Below are 19,674 nucleotides of genomic sequence, written 5' to 3' on the forward strand. Positions count from 1 at the left end.
CGACTTGAAACCCCGGTTTTGATCCCCATAATAAGCGAAGTTACGAGATTAATGCTAAAACGCGGAGATATTCATGAGTAGTAAAGAACAGAAGACGCCAAACGAGCAAGTCTCGGAAGAAATGGAACAGCAAGCACAGCGCGAGGAAGGCATGCCAGAGTTAGCGGAAGGTGTCGATCTGCGCGATGAACGCATTGCTGAACTGGAAACTCAACTGGTTGAAGCACTGCAACGTGAGCGTGAAAGCCTGCTGCGTGCCAAAGCGGAAATGGAAAATGTCCGCCGTCGTACTGAGCTGGATGTTGAAAAAGCGCACAAGTTTGCGCTGGAAAAATTCTCTGGTGACCTGCTGCCTGTGATCGACAACCTTGAGCGTGCGCTTTCGTTGGCAGACAAGAACAACCCAGAGCTGGCTGCAATGATCGAAGGTGTTGAACTGACGCTGAAATCGCTGCTTGATGCCGTTCGCAAATATGGTATCGAGGTTGTTGGTGATACCCACGTGCCGTTCAACCCGGATGTCCATCAGGCAATGAGCATGATGGAATCAGCCGAGCACCAGCCGAACCACGTGATGATGGTCATGCAGAAGGGCTATACCTTGAATGGCCGTTTGCTGCGCCCGGCAATGGTCGCGGTTTCTAAAGCGAAGTCCTGATTAGGCTTGGCGAACAAAAGGCACTTTCCAGTGCCTTTTAAGTCCTATCATGCCTGTGGCAATCTGGGCACCCAGTCTATTGGTGCCAGGCCCTGTTGTTCAAGCAACTGGTTAGCCTGTGAAAAGTGTCGGCATCCCAAAAAACCGCGATGAGCGGAAAGCGGTGATGGATGTGGGGCTTTCAGCACGTGATGACGATGGCGATCGATAAAATTCCCTTTCTTCTGCGCATGTGAACCCCATAGCAGAAATACGACCCCTTCACGGTTTTCATTCAATGCGGCTATAACGCTGTCGGTAAAAGTTTCCCAGCCTAAATTGGCATGGGAATGTGCCCGGCCCGCTTCTACCGTTAACACAGTATTGAGCAGCAGAACGCCTTGTTCTGCCCAACTTTGCAGGCAGCCGTGTGTTGGGCGCTCAAAGCCAGGGATGTCGGTCACCAACTCTTTATACATATTGACCAGTGAAGGTGGTGCAGGAATGCCCGGACGCACAGAAAATGACAGGCCGTGTGCCTGATTGGGGCCGTGATAAGGGTCTTGACCGAGGATCACCACTTTGACATCCGTAAACTCGGTAAAACGGAAGGCGTTAAACACGTCCTTCTGTGGTGGGTAAATGGTCTTACCAGATTGACGTTCTGCGGCAACAAAGGCGAGCGTATCAAGAAAATAGGGTTGCTCTTTCTCTTTGCCAATAACGTCATGCCAGGTGAGGGGGGTAGACATAAACGCTCTCCTTTGTTTTCTTTAGCATTTCATTGCGCATAGCTTACCGTTAACTATCGTTCGACGAAACCCACTTCTGTAATCGATGTGGTGAAGCGTTATGGTCAGTAAATACAAAAATTTTTGAAAATTTACAAAAATAATTTTAAGCCTTCGAAGTGATAAAATTGATATAAAACATAAATTTGCCCTTGATGGCTGAAAGTGGGTCCTTAAAAAATTGACTTTAATCAAAGAATCGACCAGTTCAGACTGGTATATAGAACAACAAGACAACATTGGTTTTACCAAATGGCCGGAATACCAACTGGGTTTTCGGTGATGTAGAAATTTTTCTCCCCTATTACGGAGGCAACAAAATGATTACTGGTATTCAAATCACTAAAGCGAACAATCAGGCCCTGGTGAACTCTTTCTGGTTGCTAGACGAAGAGAAGTCAGAAGCTCGTTGCGTATGTGCCAAAGCGGATTACGCAGAAGATCAAATTGTACCTGTCAGCGAATTGGGTCAGATCGAATATCGCGAAGTACCGATGGAAATGCAGCCTACCGTTCGTGTAGAAGGTGGCCAGCATTTGAACGTCAACGTGCTGCGTCGTGAAACTCTGGAAGATGCCGTCAAAAATCCAGAAAAATACCCGCAGCTGACTATTCGCGTTTCTGGCTATGCAGTGCGTTTCAACTCTCTGACGCCTGAGCAGCAACGTGATGTGATCGCTCGTACCTTTACTGAAAGCCTGTAATCTCGGGCTAGGTCAAAGGGAGCGTTGATTCCCTTCAGACTATCAAAGAACCCCATTTCATTTGTGAACTGGGGTTCTTTTTTTGCCGTGCTATCAGCAAGCATCCCCGCAAGGTTGTGCTATTTGCTCTGTTTCGCGTTTTAGTTCAACCTGCCGAAATAGTGAAAAGTCCCGGCCAGCGGGCCAGGACTTTATGGGGAGTCTGAAGAGACGTTTTTCTGAGGCTGGAAGGATTACTCGGTGCCGGGTTTGGCCTTCGGTTGGCGGCGCTTACCAACGTTTTTCGCGTCGCGGTGGCGTACCTTTACCTTAGCCTTTTCTTTATTTTTCACTTTGTCTTCAGCGCGTTTGGCCAACACTTTCTTCGAAGGCTTACCATTACTCTTCTCGCTTGGTACTTTCGTGGTCGGACGTAGTTCCTCGATCACACGAGCTTTCAGCGGTTCGTTGAGATAACGGCCAACTTTCCCTAGCAGCAGGTGATCGTGTGCCTCAACCAGCGAAATTGCCGTTCCCTTACGCCCGGCACGGCCTGTACGGCCAATTCGGTGCAGGTAGGTATCGGCGGTGCGTGGCATGTCAAAGTTGAACACGTGGGTAATATCCAGAATATCCAACCCGCGTGCAGCAACGTCTGTGGCAACCAGTACGTTTACCCGGCCATCCATCATGCGTTTTACCGCTTCGTTGCGCTTGGCCTGCACCATTTCACCCTCAAGATAACAGGTGTTGATACCCGCTTCGCGCAACCAGGCCGCTAATTCATGCACGCGCTCGCGTTTGCGGACAAAAATTACCGACTTCTGCACGTCTGGTTGTTTCAGCAGATGTACCAGAAGGGCAGTTTTATGCTTTACATCATCAGCGCGGTAGTACCACTGGAGGATTTTTTTACGCTCGCGACGTGATGGATCGGCCTCAACTTCAACCGGCTCTTTCAAGATGCGCTCGGCGAATTCGCGGATGGCTTCGCCTTCCAGCGTGGCGGAGAACAGTAAAGTCTGGGTACGCCAGCGCGTCTCGGCAGAGATAGTTTCGATATCTTGCGCAAAGCCCATATCGAGCATGCGATCGGCTTCATCCAGGATCAACGTTTCTACGGCGCGGCAGTCGAAGTTTTCTTCTTTGATGTATTGCAGTAAACGGCCGGTCGTAGCTACAACCACATCCTGGTTCTCACTAAATACTTCCGCGTGGTTCATATAGGCCACGCCACCGGTGATAGTGGCAATATCCAGCGAGGTATGCGCAGCCAATTCACGCGCTTGATCGGCCACCTGCATTGCCAGTTCACGCGTTGGGGTGAGGATCAGCACACGCGGCGGGCCAGACTTCTTACGCGGAAAATCCAGCAGATGCTGCAAAACGGGCAGTAAGAAGGCGGCCGTTTTACCAGTGCCGGTCGGCGCCGAACCTAATACGTCGCGCCCATCCATTGCCGGCGGGATCGCTTCGGCCTGAATAGCCGTGGGGCGATCGTAGCCTTTATCACGCAATGCGGTGATCAGGCGTTCGTCGAGTTCGAGTTCGGAAAAATTGGTTGCTGTCATGGTCTACCTCTACTTGGGGCGCCGATTATAGACGGGTTAGCCTCAGGGTTCACCCTTTTTAAGGAAAGCATCTCTTTTCCCCTGAATCAGATTGCCTTATGCTACGCCAGTTTTGTTTTCAGGTGGTCATTGTGAGTAATCAATACAGCACTAAACCGAAAATGCGCCGTGGCGGTTTTACCTTCAAACAGTTCTTTGTGGCTCACGATCGCTGTGCCATGAAAGTGGGTACCGACGGCGTGCTACTCGGTGCATGGGCAATAGTGGAGGGAAGACAACGTGTGCTGGATATTGGATGTGGCAGTGGCCTGATCGCTCTTATGTTAGCTCAACGCTCGGCAACTGGAGCGATCATTGATGCCGTTGAGCTCGATAGCGAGGCCGCAGTTCAGGCACAGGAAAATGTGCAGGCTTCACCTTGGCCGCAAAAAATTCAGGTACATCATCAAGACATCCATCTTTTTGCGCTGCAGCATGCTAATTGCTATGACCTGATCGTCAGTAATCCCCCTTATTTTGAACCTTCTGTTGCCTGCCGCGACTTGGCGAGAACCAATGCCCGCTATACCGAAACATTGAATCACGATGCTCTACTGGATTGTGCCGAGCGGTTGATCGCGGCGGACGGTCACTTTTGCGTAATATTGCCTTACGACATCGGTGAGGAATTTGAAGTGAATGCACACCAACGTGGCTGGCAAACAGCACGACGGTTGAATATCAGCGATCGTGCCGATACGCCTAAGCACCGCCTTCTGTTGGCGTTGTCGAAGGGCGCTATGGCGCATAAGGAAGAGGCTGATTTGGCGATAAAACTGGCGGACGGCAGCTATACCGCCGATTTTCGCCAGTTAATTACGGATTTTTACTTGAACTACTAAATGTGTTCCCCCTTCCAGGTGCTGAAAGGGGGATGGACTCAGGGTTGCAGAATGGTCGGTTTTGCTTCCGGCAACATGTCCGGGTAGTCCAGAGTGTAGTGTAACCCCCTGCTTTCTTTGCGCTCCATGGCACTGCGAACGATCAATTCAGCCACCTGTACCAGATTGCGTAATTCCAGTAGGTTGTTTGAGATGCGGAAGTTGGCGTAGTACTCGTCGATCTCTTGCTGCAGCGTGTTGATACGGCGCAAAGCACGCTCCAGACGTTTGCTAGTACGCACAATCCCCACGTAATCCCACATAAATAGCCGCAGTTCGTGCCAGTTATGCTGGATCACGACACGCTCGTCTGAATCATCCACCCGGCTTTCATCCCACTGCGGCAGTTGCTTGGCCAATTTAATGGTTGGAAGGCGCGTCTGTATATCTTCGGCAGCGGACCAACCATAAACCAGGCATTCCAGCAATGAGTTGGACGCCATGCGATTGGCACCGTGCAGGCCGGTATAGCTGACTTCGCCAATAGCGTAAAGGCCGTCCAAATCAGTACGACCATGTTGATCGACCATCACTCCGCCGCAGGTGTAATGCGCCGCGGGGACGATAGGTATCGGCTGCTTGGTCAAATCAAACCCTAAAGTCAGCAGCTTTTCATAGATCATTGGGAAATGCTGAGTAATAAATTCTGCCGGTTTGTGGCTGATGTCCAGATACATACAATCAGCACCCAGGCGCTTCATTTCATGGTCAATGGCTCGCGCGACGATATCACGTGGAGCCAGTTCCCCGCGCGGGTCAAAGTCTGGCATAAAGCGGCTACCGTCAGGGCGCTTCAAGTGAGCGCCTTCACCGCGTAATGCTTCTGTCAGCAGGAAGTTACGTGCTTGCGGGTGAAACAGGCAGGTTGGATGAAACTGGTTAAACTCCAGATTGGCAACCCGGCATCCGGCACGCCATGCCATTGCAATACCATCACCCGATGAGATATCCGGGTTGGTGGTATATTGGTATACCTTGGCTGCTCCCCCCGTGGCCAGAACCACGGTTTTGGCACGATAGGTCTCCACCAACTCACGCTCTCGGTTCCAGACGTAAGCACCCACTACACGCTTTGTTCCCGGTAGACCAATTTTATTAGAGGTAATTAGGTCAACCGCATTGCGGCGTTCCATTACGCAAATGTTGGGGTGAGCGTTCGCTTTTGCGACAAGCGTTGTCTCTACTTCTTTACCTGTTGCATCGGCAGCATGCAGAATACGGCGGTGGCTGTGCCCCCCTTCTCGCGTCAGGTGATAGCGTTCTTGACCCTGGGCGTTGGTTTCAGTATCGAATAATACGCCCTGATCGATCAGCCACTGTACGCAGTGCCGTGCATTGCCGGCAATAAACTCGACAGCGTCTTTATCGCACAGACCTGCTCCGGCGATCAGTGTGTCATCAACGTGCGAGGCGATGCTGTCCGTTTCATCAAATACCGCGGCGATCCCGCCTTGGGCATAAAAGGTTGCGCCTTCATTGAGCGGACCTTTGCTAAGTACAGTAACCTTGCAATGTTGCGCCAGGCGCAACGCCAGTGACAAGCCCGCAGCACCGCTGCCGACGATCAGTACATCGCTAACATATTCAGATGATGGTTGCATAACGTATGATGTGTGCAGAAGAAGAGTGAAATTCATGTTAGCCTACTTGCCCTGGCAAAAGCCACGGACAAGGTAATATCAACAGAAAAACAATGGCGATATGGAACTTTATGTTCTATATGAACTCCAAGCGAGTGCTTGCTCAGGAAAATAATGTATGGCTGGCAGTACAATTTTACGCGTGGAGACAGGTTTGGGGAGAGTTTACCTCGGATGAGCGAGCAGTTGACGGATCAGGTTTTGGTAGAACGGGTCCAGAAAGGCGACCAAAAATCGTTTAACTTACTGGTGATCCGCTACCAGCATAAAGTGGCGAGCCTTGTTTCGCGTTATGTACCACAGGGCGATGTACCAGATGTGGTGCAGGAATCGTTTATTAAAGCCTATAGAGCACTGGAGTCATTCCGGGGTGATAGCGCTTTTTATACCTGGTTATACCGAATCGCTGTAAATACAGCGAAGAATTATCTCGTTGCCCAGGGGCGGCGCCCACCATCAAGCGATGTGGATGCCAATGATGCCGAAAATTACGAAAGTGCGGGTGCACTGAAAGAAATTTCGAACCCTGAGAACTTAATGTTGTCAGAAGAACTGAGACAGATAGTTTTCCGTACCATTGAGTCGCTTCCCGAGGATCTTCGCATGGCGATTACCCTTAGGGAACTGGATGGTCTAAGCTACGAAGAGATAGCAGTCATCATGGATTGCCCGGTAGGAACAGTGCGTTCGCGTATTTTCCGTGCTCGGGAGGCTATCGATAATAAAGTTCAACCGCTGATCCAACGTTAGCGGACACTGGAAGGGTACCTAGGCATGCAGAAAGAAAAGCTTTCCGCTCTGATGGACGGTGAAATGCTAGACAATGAACTGCTAAGTTCATTGTCTAAAGACAAGGCACTTCAAGCAAGTTGGCAGAGCTATCACCTAATTCGTGACACACTACGAGGTGATATCGGACAAGTAATGCATCTCGATATCGCAGATCGTGTTGCTGCTGCGTTGGAAAAAGAACCGGCTCGGCTGGTTCCATCCGCAGTTCCCGAATCCCAGCCACAGCCTGATACTTGGCAAAAACTGCCGTTCTGGCACAAGGTCCGTCCTTGGGCTAGTCAGATTACCCAAGTTGGCATTGCTGCTTGCGTTTCACTTGCTGTGATTGTTGGTGTTCAGCACTACAATCAACCTGAAGTGCAGCCTGGCAACACAGAATCGCCAGTGTTCAATACGCTACCGATTATGGGGCAAGCCTCTCCGGTGAGCCTTGGCGTCCCTGCCGACAGTTTCTCTACTGGCAGCGGTCAACAGCAGCAGGTTCAGGAACAGCGCAAACGCATTAATGCCATGCTACAGGATTATGAATTGCAACGCCGTTTGCATTCTGATCAACTGCAGATGGAACAAAGTCCGCCGAAACAGGCGGCCATTCAGGTTCCTGGAACCCAGTCTTTAGGAATGCAACAGCAGTAATGAAGCAAATCTGGTTATCCGTTTGTCTACTAACGGGCAGCCTGCTCCATTCAAATATCGCCTCGGCGCAACCAGCGTCCGGGGCGATATTGCAACAGATGAGCAGTGCCAGCCGTTCACTCAATTACGAACTCGCCTATATCAGCATCAGCAAACAGGGCATCGATTCCCTACGTTATCGCCACGCGGTGTTCGACAAGCAACCTCTGGGGCAATTGCTGCATATGGATGGGCCCCGCCGTGAAGTTCTGCAACGTGGTGGAGGTATCAGCTATTTTGAGCCTGGACTAGAGCCGTTTACGCTGTCTGGCGATCATATTGTCGATGCTATGCCCGCTATCGTTTTTGCCGATTTTGACTATCTTGCCAAGTACTACGACTTCATTTCCGTAGGGCGCACTCGTATTTCCGATCGGTCATGTGATGTTTTTCGCATCGTGGCGCGCGATGGTTCCCGTTACAGCTATGTTGTTTGGATGGATACTGAAACCAAGCTGCCGTTACGTGTTGATTTACTTGATCGCGATGGTGAAACGCTGGAGCAATATCGGGTCATTTCAGTATTAGTGGGCGATCAGGTGAAGAATCTGATGAAGGGTTTGCTCGAAGCCAATTTGCCACCCTTATTGACCTTACCTGCCGCTGAGAATGTGAAGTTGGCCTGGAATACCGGTTGGCTTCCCGAAGGCGTAAATGAAGTGGCTCGCAATCGCCGCAAACTGCCGAATGTGGCGGAGCCTGTAGAGTCGCGCCTGTTTAGCGATGGTTTGTTCAGTTTCTCAGTCAATGTTAGCCCCTCCGGCAATAATGTCGGCCAGCAGTTTTATCGTCAGGGGCGGCGTACAATCCAGACTGAAATTCGTAATGGCAATGAAATTACCGTAGTGGGTGAGTTGCCACCTTCAACGGCAAAACGTATTGCCGATAGCATTTCCTTCAAGGTATCAGCGCAATGATGAAAGAGTGGGCCACGGTGGTCTCATGGCAACAGGGTGTAGCGCTGCTTCGATGTGAGCCCAAATCGGGGTGTGGCAGTTGTACGGCACGTTCAGGTTGTGGTGTTCATGCTCTGAACGAGTTGGTGCCAGGCAGTGAACATCATTTGCAGTTGCAGGTGGCACAGCCCCTTGAACCTGGCCAACGTGTTGAAATAGGCATTGCCGAAGGCAGTTTGTTGCGTTCGGCAATGCTGGTCTATATGACGCCGTTGTTCGGTATCATGCTAGGCGGAGGGCTGTTGCAGTTGTGGTTAGGCAGCGACGCTGCTTCACTATTGGGTGCCATTATAGGGGGCGCGGCTGCTTTTCTGGTTGTGCGACTACTGGCACCACGCTTGGGCAAACAGGCCGATTATCAGCCCGTGGTCTTGCAGATTGGTTTGCCACCTGGGACGATGCGTTTGCATACCCAAACCGAAGATCCGGTGTAATACCGTTGCCGACTTCGAACCGCCCGAATTATTAAGTACCCAACCTTTGCCAAGTGGGCTGGTATATCTCATGCAATGCGTTTATCCCATATAAACCACATGGTCTTTGCCGTGCGAATATCTACTTTCATAAACTGCGTCCCTCTGTAACACTAAAGTATGCATAATTGAATGCCTTCACTGAACCGATCTCTAGGTTTTCAGTGTTGTGGCATGTAGAATGCTGCGATTCAGGCGAAAGACGGCCTAACCCATTCACTGTCGCTTTATGTCCATGCGGGTTTCCATAGGCGAGTAATTCAGAAATACCAAGGCAGAAAAACTTTTATAATGAAGCATATACGAAATTTCTCCATTATTGCCCATATTGACCACGGTAAGTCGACGTTGTCTGACCGTATTATTCAAATTTGCGGTGGCCTTACCGAACGTGAAATGGCTTCCCAAGTCCTGGATTCTATGGATCTGGAGCGTGAGCGTGGTATTACCATCAAAGCACAGAGTGTAACTCTCGATTACAAAGCTTCAGATGGGCAGATTTATCAACTGAACTTTATCGACACGCCCGGGCACGTTGACTTCTCTTATGAAGTTTCCCGCTCATTGGCCGCCTGCGAAGGGGCGTTGCTGGTCGTGGATGCAGGGCAGGGCGTAGAAGCACAGACATTGGCCAACTGCTATACCGCGTTGGACATGGATCTGGAAGTTGTCCCGGTACTGAACAAGATTGATCTGCCCGCTGCCGATCCAGATCGCGCCGCTCAGGAAATTGAAGATATTGTGGGTATTGATGCCACCGATGCCGTTCGTTGTTCCGCGAAAACCGGCGTGGGGGTGCCTGAAGTACTTGAACGCTTGGTACGTGATATTCCGCCGCCGGAGGGCGATCCGGATGCACCACTACAGGCATTGATCATTGACTCATGGTTTGATAACTACCTTGGCGTAGTTTCCTTGATCCGCGTAAAAAACGGTACGTTACGCAAGGGCGACAAAATCAAGGTAATGAGCACAGGCCAAACCTATAACGCCGATCGTTTGGGGATTTTCACCCCTAAACGCGTCGATCGTGAAGTGCTGAATTGCGGCGAAGTAGGTTGGTTAGTTTGCGCCATTAAAGACATTCTCGGCGCTCCGGTTGGCGATACTTTGACTTTGGCTCGTCAACCTGCGGATAAAATGTTGCCTGGCTTCAAAAAAGTGAAGCCGCAAGTGTATGCTGGTCTGTTCCCAATCAGTTCTGATGATTATGAAGCGTTTCGCGATGCGTTGGGCAAGTTGAGTCTGAACGATGCTTCGCTGTTCTATGAGCCAGAAAGCTCAACTGCACTGGGCTTTGGTTTCCGCTGTGGTTTCCTGGGGCTGTTGCACATGGAGATTATTCAGGAGCGTTTGGAGCGTGAATACGATCTGGAACTGATCACCACTGCACCAACGGTAGTGTATGAAGTGGAAACCACCAGTCAGGAAACCATTTACGTTGACAGCCCTTCCAAGTTGCCTCCGTTGAATAACATTGCCGAGCTGCGCGAGCCTATTGCTGAATGTCATATGCTGATGCCTCAGGAATACCTGGGCAACGTTATCACTCTGTGTATCGAGAAGCGTGGTGTACAGACCAACATGGTTTACCACGGTAACCAGGTTGCGCTCACCTATGAAATCCCGATGGCGGAAGTGGTGCTCGATTTCTTCGACCGCCTGAAATCCACATCACGTGGTTATGCCTCTTTGGATTATAACTTCAAGCGTTTCCAGGCTTCGGACATGGTGCGTGTTGACGTATTGATCAACAACGAGCGTGTGGATGCGCTTGCGCTAATTACTCACCGCGATAATTCACAGTATCGTGGCCGTGAGCTGGTCGAAAAAATGAAGGAACTGATCCCACGCCAGCAGTTTGATATTGCTATTCAGGCGGCGATTGGTAACCACATTATTGCGCGTGCCACCGTGAAACAGCTGCGTAAAAACGTTCTGGCAAAATGTTATGGCGGTGACGTCAGCCGTAAGAAAAAACTGTTGCAGAAACAGAAAGATGGTAAGAAACGTATGAAGCAGGTGGGTAACGTTGAGTTACCGCAGGAAGCGTTCCTGGCCATTCTGCACGTTGGTAAAGACAAGTAAGCAAGAGCGAAAGCTCACGCAACTAGGGAGTTTGCATGGCGAATATGTTTGCCCTGATCTTGGTGATTGCAACGCTGGTGACTGGGATCATCTGGTGTTTTGAGCGCTTTAAATGGGCGCCTGCACGTCGGGCGAAAATTGCAGCGGTCAATGCACAGGCCGCAGGGGCGGTTGACGAAGAAACGTTGGCGAAGATTGCCAAGCAGCCGGGTTGGGTTGAAACCGGTTCTTCGGTCTTTCCGGTATTGCTGTTGGTATTAGTGGTGCGTTCGTTTATTTACGAGCCTTTCCAGATCCCTTCTGGCTCAATGATGCCGACAATGCTGATTGGTGACTTTATTCTGGTGGAAAAATTTGCCTACGGCATTAAGGATCCAATCACTCAGACGACGCTCATTCCAACGGGTAAACCTAAACGTGGCGATATTGCAGTATTCAAATATCCACTGGATCCGAAATTGGATTATATCAAGCGCGTGATCGGCCTGCCGGGCGATCGAGTGACCTATGATCCAGTCGAAAAGCGAGTGACTATCCAGCCCTCCTGTAATGATGGGCAAACATGCGATACGTCACTGGCGGTTACCTATAGTGATATGCAACCAAGCGATTTCGTGCAAATGTTCAGTCGTACCAATATGGGTGAAGCCAGCAACGGTTTCTTCCAAATTCCATTGACTGAAAATGTGCCGCAAGGTGGCATCCGTCTTGGTGAGCGCAAAGAGACGCTGGGTAACGTTACGCATCGTATCCTGACGGTGCCGGGCGTGCAGGATCAGGTTAGGGCCTACTACCAGCAACCGGGCAATCCTCTGGCTGAGTGGGTTGTTCCTGCAGGGCATTACTTTATGATGGGTGATAATCGCGATAATAGCGCTGATAGCCGTTATTGGGGATTTGTTCCTGAGAGAAACCTGGTGGGTAAAGCCACGGCCATCTGGATGAGTTTTGAAAAGCAGGAAGGTGAGTGGCCAACGGGCGTAAGACTGAGCCGTATTGGCGGGATCCATTAATATACTCGCCACCCTTCGTCCTTTACACAAAATAATTCGAGTTGCTTGTAGGCGGCCACTGAGTGAAGCCCTAGGAGCATAGATAAACTATGTGACTAGGGTGAACGAGGGCAGCCAACACCCAAGCAACCTGAAGTATGAAGGGTATAAACTGCAGCCGCTTTGGCTGCAGTTTCTTATCCAGAGCTTCACTGCCCCAGCCTCCTGATAAATAGCTAATGGCCGCCTGTCTGTAACTTGAAATACACGGGGTGTATATATAAACGCAGCATTATATTTCCACTCGTTGTAGAATACCCTTTCGAGCGATAAAAGTTGGCTCCCTTTTGGGCGCTACTGCAAACGAAACAGCTTTGAATTGGCTTCTGGCGAATCAGGCCTGTTCCGTATGCTGCAAGTTTTTGACGCATTCTTGATCTATTGGTAACTCATGAATCCCATCGTAATAAATAGGCTGCAGCGGAAGCTGGGCTATACTTTTCAACAGCAGGAGCTCTTACTGCAAGCGTTAACTCACCGTAGCGCCAGCAGCAGACACAATGAACGTCTTGAGTTTCTGGGTGACTCTATTCTTAGTTTTGTCATTGCCAATGCGCTTTATCAACGTTTTCCTCGTGTTGACGAGGGGGATATGAGCCGTATGCGTGCCACGCTGGTGCGCGGGAATACGCTGGCAGAGATGGCGCGGGAATTCGATCTCGGTGAATGTTTGCGACTTGGACCGGGTGAGCTCAAGAGTGGCGGGTTCCGCCGCGAGTCGATCTTGGCGGATACGGTAGAAGCATTAATCGGCGGCGTGTTTCTGGATAGCGATATCCAAACCATCGAACGGCTGATTTTGGACTGGTATCGCAGTCGGTTAGACGAAATCAGCCCCGGTGATAAGCAGAAAGATCCAAAAACTCGCTTGCAGGAGTTTTTACAAGGTCGTCATCTGCCGTTGCCATCTTATCTGGTCGTGCAGGTTCGCGGTGAAGCCCACGATCAGGAATTTACTATCCACTGTCATGTGAGTGGTTTGGACGAGCCCGTTGTGGGTAATGGTTCGAGCCGCCGTAAAGCCGAACAGGCCGCAGCGGAACAGGCGTTAAAAAAGCTGGAGCTTGAATGAGCGAAGAAAAACAATACTGCGGTTTTATCGCGATCGTCGGTCGCCCCAACGTAGGCAAATCCACGTTGTTGAACCAGTTGCTAGGGCAAAAAGTCTCTATCACCTCGCGTAAACCGCAGACGACCCGCCACCGCATTATGGGTATCCATACCGAAGGGCCTTATCAGGCTATCTATGTAGATACCCCTGGGCTGCATATTGAAGAAAAACGTGCCATCAACCGTTTGATGAACCGTGCTGCCAGCAGTTCAATTGGTGATGTGGAACTGGTGATCTTCGTGGTGGAAGGTACCCACTGGACTCCCGATGATGAGATGGTGGTCAATAAGCTGCGCAGCCTGCAGTGCCCGGTTCTGTTGGCGATCAACAAAGTCGATAACGTTACCGATAAATCCCGGCTGTTGCCGCATATCTCATTCCTCAGCCAGCAGATGAACTTCCTTGATGTGGTGCCAATCTCGGCTGAAAAAGGTATGAATCTGGATACTATCGCCGCTATCGTGCGTAAAATCCTGCCGGAAGCCGAACACCACTTCCCTGAAGATTATATTACTGACCGTTCCCAGCGCTTTATGGCCTCGGAGATTATCCGTGAAAAACTGATGCGCTTCCTCGGTGAAGAGTTGCCGTATTCAGTCACGGTGGAAATCGAGCAGTTCGTTGCCAATGATCGGGGGGGCTTCGATGTTCACGGCCTGATCCTGGTAGAGCGTGAAGGTCAGAAAAAAATGGTCATCGGCAACAAAGGCTCGAAGATCAAAACGATTGGTATTGAAGCTCGTCAGGACATGGAACAGATGTTCGAAGCCAAGGTGCACCTGGAATTGTGGGTGAAAGTGAAATCGGGCTGGGCGGACGATGAACGTGCGTTGCGTAGCCTGGGCTATGTTGACGATCTGAAGTAATACTTCCAATGGAAGGCTGGGAGCGCGCTTTCGTCCTGCATGGATGGCCGTACAGTGAAACCAGCCTGATGCTGGATCTGTTCACGGAAGGCCAGGGGCGAGTACGCTTGCTGGCAAAAGGCGCGCGTAGCCGCCGTTCCAATCTAAAGGGCTGTCTGCAGCCCTTTACCCCCTTGCTGGTACGCTGGGGCGGGCGTGGTGAAGTGAAAACGCTGCGTAATGCCGAAGCGATCTCCCTCGGTTTACCCCTCACGGGTATGATGCTTTATAGCGGCCTGTATGTGAACGAGCTGTTGTCACGGGTGCTGGAGCAGGGAACCAACTATTCAGTCTTATTCTTCGACTATCTGCAATGTCTACAGGCATTGGCAGCTGAGGAAAGCTCGCCCGAGGTGGCCCTGCGCCAGTTCGAGCTGGCACTGCTAGGGCATTTGGGGTATGGGCTCGATTTTCTCCATTGCGCTGGCAGTGGTGAGCTGGTAGATGACGGCATGACCTATCGCTATCGCGAAGAGAAAGGGTTTATCGCCAGCCTGGTAGTGGATCATTACAGCTTTACCGGGCGTGAGCTTCGAGCGCTGGCCGAACGTCAATTCCCGGATCCAACTACTCTGCGAGCTGCCAAACGTTTTACCCGCATGGCGCTGAAACCCTATCTCGGCGGCAAACCACTGAAGAGTCGTGAACTGTTTCGCCAGTTCGTGCGTAAACAACCCGATACTCCCGTTGATGAAGCCTAAGCAGTGCTTGATTGCCCGTATTAAGGGAAACAGCCTGTTAACTTTCTTTCTACTTTTGCCGACTTCCGCTGGCGTGTAAACTGCTGCTACTGAAAATCATATTCTAGAGGTTGTCATGGCTGATTTGCTGCTTGGTGTCAATATCGATCATATCGCCACTTTACGTAACGCGCGTGGCACCAACTACCCGGATCCGGTTCAGGCGGCATTTATTGCCGAACAAGCGGGCGCCGATGGTATTACCGTTCATTTGCGTGAGGATCGTCGTCACATAACCGATCGTGACGTGCGTATTCTTCGCCAGACCATTCAAACACGTATGAATCTTGAAATGGCCGTCACCGATGAAATGCTCGATATCGCTATCGAGCTGAAACCCCATTTCTGCTGCCTAGTGCCGGAAAAACGCCAGGAAGTCACTACTGAAGGCGGATTGGACGTCGCCGGGCAGTTGGACAAAATGACCGTAGCGGTTGAACGCTTATCACAAGCCGGTATTTTGGTGTCATTGTTTATCGATGCCGACCATCGCCAGATCGATGCCGCCGTTTCCGTAGGCGCGCCATATATTGAAATTCATACTGGAGCCTATGCTGAAGCTGAGGGCGAACTGGCTGTTCAAGCTGAGTTGTCGCGTATTGCCAAAGCGGCAACCTATGCAGCTGGTAAAGGCCTAAAGGTGAACGCAGGTCATGGCTTGACCTACCACAACGTGCAGCCGATAGCCGCTCTGCCAGAGATGCATGAGTTGAATATCGGTCACTCAATTATTGGTCAAGCGGTGATGAGTGGCTTACCGGCAGCGGTTGCCGATATGAAATTACTGATGCGAGCAGCGCGTCGCTAATGGCGGTCTTGGGTTTAGGCACCGATATTGTTGAGATGGCGCGCATCGAAGCGGTGGTTGAACGTAGCGGCGATCGTTTGGCCCGCCGGGTGCTGAGCCAGCCAGAATGGGAAATATACCAACAGCATCAGCAGCCGGTGCGCTTTCTGGCTAAACGCTTTGCGGTGAAAGAAGCGGCAGCCAAAGCATTTGGTACAGGTATTCGCAATGGTTTGGCATTCAATCAGTTCGAAGTTTTTAATGATGCGTTAGGCAAACCAAGCATCCGGTTGCATGAACGTGCAGCAGAACTGGCCAAGGAAATGGGGGTGAAGTCAATCCACGTTTCTTTGGCGGATGAACGGCATTATGCCTGCGCGACGGTAATCATTGAGGGATAGTGATTTACAGACTATCGGCGTGATGCAGCACGACAAACTTTTCCCACAGTTGATCCTGGCTTTCCACGTGTTGAGGATCGGTAATGATGGTGTTATCGATCGGACACACCTGTTGGCAGGTTGGTGTGTCATAATGGCCGACGCATTCGGTGCAGCGGTTAACATCGATCTGGTAAATCTCATCCCCCATCGAAATTGCCTGATTCGGGCATTCCGGCTCGCACATATCACAATTGATACATTTACGTGTGATTAGCAGGGCCATGACAACTCTCTCATTATTTCCAGGGGGATTTTCGGAGCGCAGATTATACGCCTTAGACCCATTTTTTCACTAACTGTTTGGCCTTGCCGCAACAGGGCATTAGTCAGCAATAGTATCGTGATAAAGGCTGCGTTCTACAATAATGTCATGGTTAGCTTAAAACTGAATATTGGCCCAAAGAGTGGGGCATAACGATCCTAAGGAGTAACGCTTGACAGATAAACCAAACCAACAGGCCGCACAAGGCGATCGGATGGTGTTTTTTGATCTGGACGGCACCCTGCATCAGGAAGACATGTTCGGCAGCTTCCTGCGCTTCCTACTTCGTCATTTGCCATTGAATCTACTGCTGGTGGTGCCGCTGTTGCCGGTTGTCGGCTTGGGTCTGTTGATCGGCGGAAGAGCGACACGCTGGCCGATGAGTTTGCTACTGTGGTCTATGACCTTTGGCCGTTCAGAGGCCAAGCTGAAAGCGCTTGAGCTGCAGTTTGTTACTTACTTCCGCAAGAAAGTCACCGCATTTCCCGTGGTACAGATGCGGTTGCGCCAGTACCTTGATGCAAATGATACCCAAGTATGGCTGATTACCGGATCACCAGAAAGGCTGGTAGCACAGGTTTATCAGGATTCAGCGTTTCTGCCTCGGGTAAGGCTGGTAGGTAGCCGAATGGCGCGCCGTAATGGCGGTTGGGTATTGCCGATGCGCTGTCTTGGGGTGCAAAAAGTCACGCAACTTGAGCAACGTCTGGGAGCACCGCTCAAACTATTCAGTGGTTACAGTGACAGCAAGCAAGATAACCCGCTGCTATATTGCTGTGAACATCGCTGGCGCGTCAGTAAAGAAGGTGAGTTACATCAGTTGGAGTAAAACGCGGGTTTTTATCTGGGCTGGATCCGCGGTGGGACTCAGCCACAGTTTAAAAGGAACCGTTACATCGCTGCTTTAAAGATAGCGACAATCTGTTCGTGACTTGCCTGAATCGGGTTGGTGAAACCGCAGGCATCTTTTAAGGCGTTAGCCGCCAGAGTAGCAAAATCTTCCTCTTTGACCTTCAGATCGCGTAAGCCAGCAGGAATACCCACGTCTTTAGCCAACTTGCGAATAGCCTCGATACACAGTTCTGCCCCTTGCTGATCGCTTTGCCCGGTTACGTTCACCCCCATTGCGGCAGCAATGTCTTTCAAACGGCCAGCCGCGGCCGTTGCATTGAACATCTGCACGTGCGGCAATAAGACTGCGTTACATACGCCGTGGGGCAGGTTATAGAAACCACCTAGCTGGTGCGCCATGGCGTGCACATAACCCAGCGATGCATTATTGAAAGCCATACCGGCCAGGAATTGGGCATAAGCCATATTTTCCCGTGCCTGCATGTTCTGCCCATCGGCCACGGCATCGCGTAGTGACTCCGCAATCATGGTCGCGGCTTTCAATGCGCAAGCATCGGTAATAGGGTTTGCAGCACTGGAGACATAAGCTTCTATAGCGTGCGTCAGAGCGTCCATACCGGTGGCTGCGGTGAGGCCTTTTGGCATACCGACCATCAGATTTGGATCATTGACCGAAATAATTGGGGTGACGTGTTTGTCGACAATTGCCATTTTGATGTGGCGCGTTTCGTCGGTGATGATACAAAAACGCGTCATCTCTGAAGCGGTACCCGCAGTGGTATTAATGGCGACCATAGGTAACTGCGGCTTAGCCGAACGATCAACCCCTTCGTAATCTTTGATTTCACCGCCGTTGGCGGCGACCAGAGCAATACCTTTCGCACAATCGTGTGGCGAGCCTCCCCCGAGTGAAATCACGCAATCGCAGTGATACTCATGCAGCAAAAGCAGACCTTGCTTTACATTCGCCGTTGTCGGGTTGGGATGGGTTCCATCATACACGCAGCTTTCAATCTCTTGTGCCGCTAGTAGCTGTTGTACCTGAGCTACGACACCAATACTGTTCAAAACTTTGTCGGTAACGATTAGCGCCTGACGCAGACCATGCTCTTTCATGGCTTTTGCTGCGTCTTCCAGACAGCCTGGACCAATCATGTTGATGGAAGGGATAAAGAATGTTGAGACAGCCATAAACAACTCCTTATTAGAGGCTTTTACGTATACAGAAACTTACCCTGCTAATAATTAAGTTAATATGATCTATGGCAATTTTATCAGTGAAAGATTTTTTAATTTTAAGTGATGATTATTAAGCTTTTTTAAGATGTTTTCGCATATAAATTGAAAATGACTTCTTATTAATTATCATTAAATATGATGTTTAATGTTCATTATTATTGGTACGCTAGCCGCGCTGTAACGAGTTGATTTTTCATGAGGGCTTAGCCCAAGCAAAGTGGTTCGTGGGAATACTGCTTGAAGAGAGTTTGAACAACGGAAATACAGATTGGTTGCGAGTCACGCTTGACCAAGGCTGGTCCGCATTCCATTGTCACGCTTCAGTCCTGGCCAGATGCCCAGTATAATGCCCGCCGCAAAGCGCACGAGGATTGATGCAATGAATGAATATAGTGATGAGTATTGGATGCGTCAGGCATTAAGCCTGGCCATGCGTGCGCAGGAAGAAGGTGAGGTACCGGTTGGTGCGCTGCTGGTGCTGAATAATCAGGTGATCGGTGAGGGGTGGAATCGGCCGATTGGCCATCATGATCCAACCGCCCATGCAGAGATTATGGCGTTACGGCAGGGGGGAAGCGTGCTGCAAAACTACCGGCTGCTGGACGCAACGCTTTATGTCACTCTCGAACCCTGTGTGATGTGTGCAGGTGCGATGATACACAGCCGCATTCGTCGCCTGGTGTATGGCGCAACTGATGAGAAAACCGGCGCTGCCGGTTCGCTGGTAGATATTCTGCGTCATCCGGGCATGAATCATCAGGTAGAAATCATCTCAGGGGTGCTGGCTGAAGAATGCGCAGCAACCCTGAGTAATTTCTTCCGCCTGCGTCGTGAGCAGAAAAAGGCGCTTAAACTGGCCAACAAACCGGGATAATGGAACTTGAAGCCGCTACCGTGCGAAAGTGTACGTTAAGTACGTTTTTTGAGCGGATTTAACGAGCAAAGAAAACGACGGTTCACCGCCGAAAGGCGTTTTTTTCGTTTCAGAGCAGGAGATTACGCGCAGAATCATCGGATCTCAAGAGGATCTTTCAAAGATCCTCCCAAAAACGAGAGC

Annotated in this window: 21 protein-coding genes; 16 read left to right on the forward strand and 5 right to left on the reverse strand. The window is 50.5% G+C overall.

What is annotated here, in order from left to right; genetic code table 11:
• Positions 1 to 73 precede the first annotated feature (73 nt).
• A complete protein-coding gene (grpE, locus tag SAQUA_RS06735) occupies positions 74 to 658 on the forward strand; it encodes a nucleotide exchange factor GrpE (RefSeq protein WP_380671904.1) in 585 nt (194 codons plus the stop codon).
• 47 nt (positions 659 to 705) lie between these two features.
• On the opposite strand, the gene ung is transcribed toward grpE, so the two are convergent.
• On the reverse strand, positions 706 to 1,389 hold the full coding sequence (gene ung, locus SAQUA_RS06740) for a uracil-DNA glycosylase (protein ID WP_380671905.1): 684 nt from the start codon (positions 1,387 to 1,389) through the stop codon (positions 706 to 708).
• 359 nt (positions 1,390 to 1,748) lie between these two features.
• Between ung and grcA the strand changes: the two genes are divergently transcribed.
• Positions 1,749 to 2,132, forward strand: coding sequence for an autonomous glycyl radical cofactor GrcA (gene grcA, locus SAQUA_RS06745; RefSeq protein ID WP_021178913.1), 384 nt, complete (start codon positions 1,749 to 1,751; stop codon positions 2,130 to 2,132).
• Between the two features lie 233 nt (positions 2,133 to 2,365).
• On the opposite strand, the gene srmB is transcribed toward grcA, so the two are convergent.
• Positions 2,366 to 3,682: an ATP-dependent RNA helicase SrmB gene (gene srmB / locus SAQUA_RS06750; RefSeq protein ID WP_380671908.1), complete on the reverse strand. Its 1,317-nt coding sequence runs from the start codon at positions 3,680 to 3,682 to the stop codon at positions 2,366 to 2,368.
• Between the two features lie 98 nt (positions 3,683 to 3,780).
• On the opposite strand from srmB, the gene SAQUA_RS06755 reads away from it, so the two are divergent.
• Entirely contained in the window at positions 3,781 to 4,563 is a 783-nt protein-coding gene (locus tag SAQUA_RS06755) for a tRNA1(Val) (adenine(37)-N6)-methyltransferase (RefSeq protein WP_380671910.1), read from the forward strand.
• Positions 4,564 to 4,601: 38 nt separating this feature from the next.
• Here SAQUA_RS06755 and nadB read toward each other — a convergent pair whose 3' ends face one another.
• Positions 4,602 to 6,203 carry an L-aspartate oxidase gene (gene nadB / locus SAQUA_RS06760; RefSeq protein ID WP_380673601.1) on the reverse strand — a complete coding sequence of 534 codons (1,602 nt, stop codon included), beginning with the start codon at positions 6,201 to 6,203 and terminating at the stop codon, positions 4,602 to 4,604.
• 213 nt (positions 6,204 to 6,416) lie between these two features.
• On the opposite strand from nadB, the gene rpoE reads away from it, so the two are divergent.
• The 11 genes from rpoE (at position 6,417) to acpS (ending at position 16,222) form a co-directional block, all read left to right on the forward strand.
• Entirely contained in the window at positions 6,417 to 6,992 is a 576-nt protein-coding gene (gene rpoE / locus SAQUA_RS06765) for an RNA polymerase sigma factor RpoE (RefSeq protein WP_380671912.1), read from the forward strand.
• A 24-nt stretch (positions 6,993 to 7,016) separates the two neighbouring features.
• Positions 7,017 to 7,670 (forward strand): anti-sigma-E factor RseA, encoded by a 654-nt coding sequence (gene rseA / locus SAQUA_RS06770; protein WP_380671914.1) that lies wholly within the window; start codon positions 7,017 to 7,019, stop codon positions 7,668 to 7,670.
• Positions 7,670 to 8,626, forward strand: a complete 957-nt coding sequence (rseB, locus tag SAQUA_RS06775) for a sigma-E factor regulatory protein RseB (protein ID WP_380671916.1) — start codon at positions 7,670 to 7,672, stop codon at positions 8,624 to 8,626. The genes rseA and rseB overlap by 1 nt, the downstream gene beginning before the upstream one ends.
• A complete protein-coding gene (gene rseC / locus SAQUA_RS06780; protein WP_380671918.1) occupies positions 8,623 to 9,099 on the forward strand; it encodes a SoxR-reducing system protein RseC in 477 nt (158 codons plus the stop codon). The genes rseB and rseC overlap by 4 nt, the downstream gene beginning before the upstream one ends.
• Positions 9,100 to 9,429: 330 nt before the next feature.
• Complete coding sequence (gene lepA / locus SAQUA_RS06785; protein ID WP_380671920.1) at positions 9,430 to 11,226, forward strand: translation elongation factor 4; 1,797 nt, start codon at positions 9,430 to 9,432, stop codon at positions 11,224 to 11,226.
• A 35-nt stretch (positions 11,227 to 11,261) separates the two neighbouring features.
• Positions 11,262 to 12,239, forward strand: coding sequence for a signal peptidase I (gene lepB / locus SAQUA_RS06790; protein ID WP_380671922.1), 978 nt, complete (start codon positions 11,262 to 11,264; stop codon positions 12,237 to 12,239).
• A 430-nt stretch (positions 12,240 to 12,669) separates the two neighbouring features.
• The gene (rnc, locus tag SAQUA_RS06795) at positions 12,670 to 13,350 is read left to right on the forward strand and encodes a ribonuclease III (protein WP_380671924.1); all 681 of its coding nucleotides are present in this window, start codon (positions 12,670 to 12,672) and stop codon (positions 13,348 to 13,350) included.
• On the forward strand, positions 13,347 to 14,255 hold the full coding sequence (era, locus tag SAQUA_RS06800) for a GTPase Era (protein ID WP_380671926.1): 909 nt from the start codon (positions 13,347 to 13,349) through the stop codon (positions 14,253 to 14,255). Before rnc ends, era begins: the two co-directional genes overlap by 4 nt.
• Positions 14,256 to 14,263: 8 nt before the next feature.
• The gene (gene recO, locus SAQUA_RS06805; protein WP_380671928.1) at positions 14,264 to 14,995 is read left to right on the forward strand and encodes a DNA repair protein RecO; all 732 of its coding nucleotides are present in this window, start codon (positions 14,264 to 14,266) and stop codon (positions 14,993 to 14,995) included.
• A 115-nt stretch (positions 14,996 to 15,110) separates the two neighbouring features.
• On the forward strand, positions 15,111 to 15,842 hold the full coding sequence (gene pdxJ, locus SAQUA_RS06810) for a pyridoxine 5'-phosphate synthase (protein ID WP_380671930.1): 732 nt from the start codon (positions 15,111 to 15,113) through the stop codon (positions 15,840 to 15,842).
• A complete protein-coding gene (acpS, locus tag SAQUA_RS06815; RefSeq protein ID WP_380671932.1) occupies positions 15,842 to 16,222 on the forward strand; it encodes a holo-ACP synthase in 381 nt (126 codons plus the stop codon). The genes pdxJ and acpS overlap by 1 nt, the downstream gene beginning before the upstream one ends.
• A 4-nt stretch (positions 16,223 to 16,226) precedes the next feature.
• On the opposite strand, the gene SAQUA_RS06820 is transcribed toward acpS, so the two are convergent.
• Positions 16,227 to 16,487 (reverse strand): YfhL family 4Fe-4S dicluster ferredoxin, encoded by a 261-nt coding sequence (locus tag SAQUA_RS06820; protein ID WP_380671934.1) that lies wholly within the window; start codon positions 16,485 to 16,487, stop codon positions 16,227 to 16,229.
• 253 nt (positions 16,488 to 16,740) lie between these two features.
• On the opposite strand from SAQUA_RS06820, the gene yfhb reads away from it, so the two are divergent.
• Positions 16,741 to 17,355, forward strand: a complete 615-nt coding sequence (gene yfhb, locus SAQUA_RS06825; RefSeq protein WP_404413202.1) for a phosphatidylglycerophosphatase C — start codon at positions 16,741 to 16,743, stop codon at positions 17,353 to 17,355.
• 62 nt (positions 17,356 to 17,417) lie between these two features.
• On the opposite strand, the gene yiaY is transcribed toward yfhb, so the two are convergent.
• A complete protein-coding gene (gene yiaY / locus SAQUA_RS06830; protein WP_380671938.1) occupies positions 17,418 to 18,569 on the reverse strand; it encodes an L-threonine dehydrogenase in 1,152 nt (383 codons plus the stop codon).
• Between the two features lie 427 nt (positions 18,570 to 18,996).
• On the opposite strand from yiaY, the gene tadA reads away from it, so the two are divergent.
• Positions 18,997 to 19,491, forward strand: a complete 495-nt coding sequence (gene tadA, locus SAQUA_RS06835) for a tRNA adenosine(34) deaminase TadA (RefSeq protein ID WP_380671940.1) — start codon at positions 18,997 to 18,999, stop codon at positions 19,489 to 19,491.
• Positions 19,492 to 19,674 lie beyond the last annotated feature (183 nt).

Source organism: Serratia aquatilis (assembly GCF_044865145.1).
Classification (GTDB): domain Bacteria; phylum Pseudomonadota; class Gammaproteobacteria; order Enterobacterales; family Enterobacteriaceae; genus Chania; species Chania aquatilis.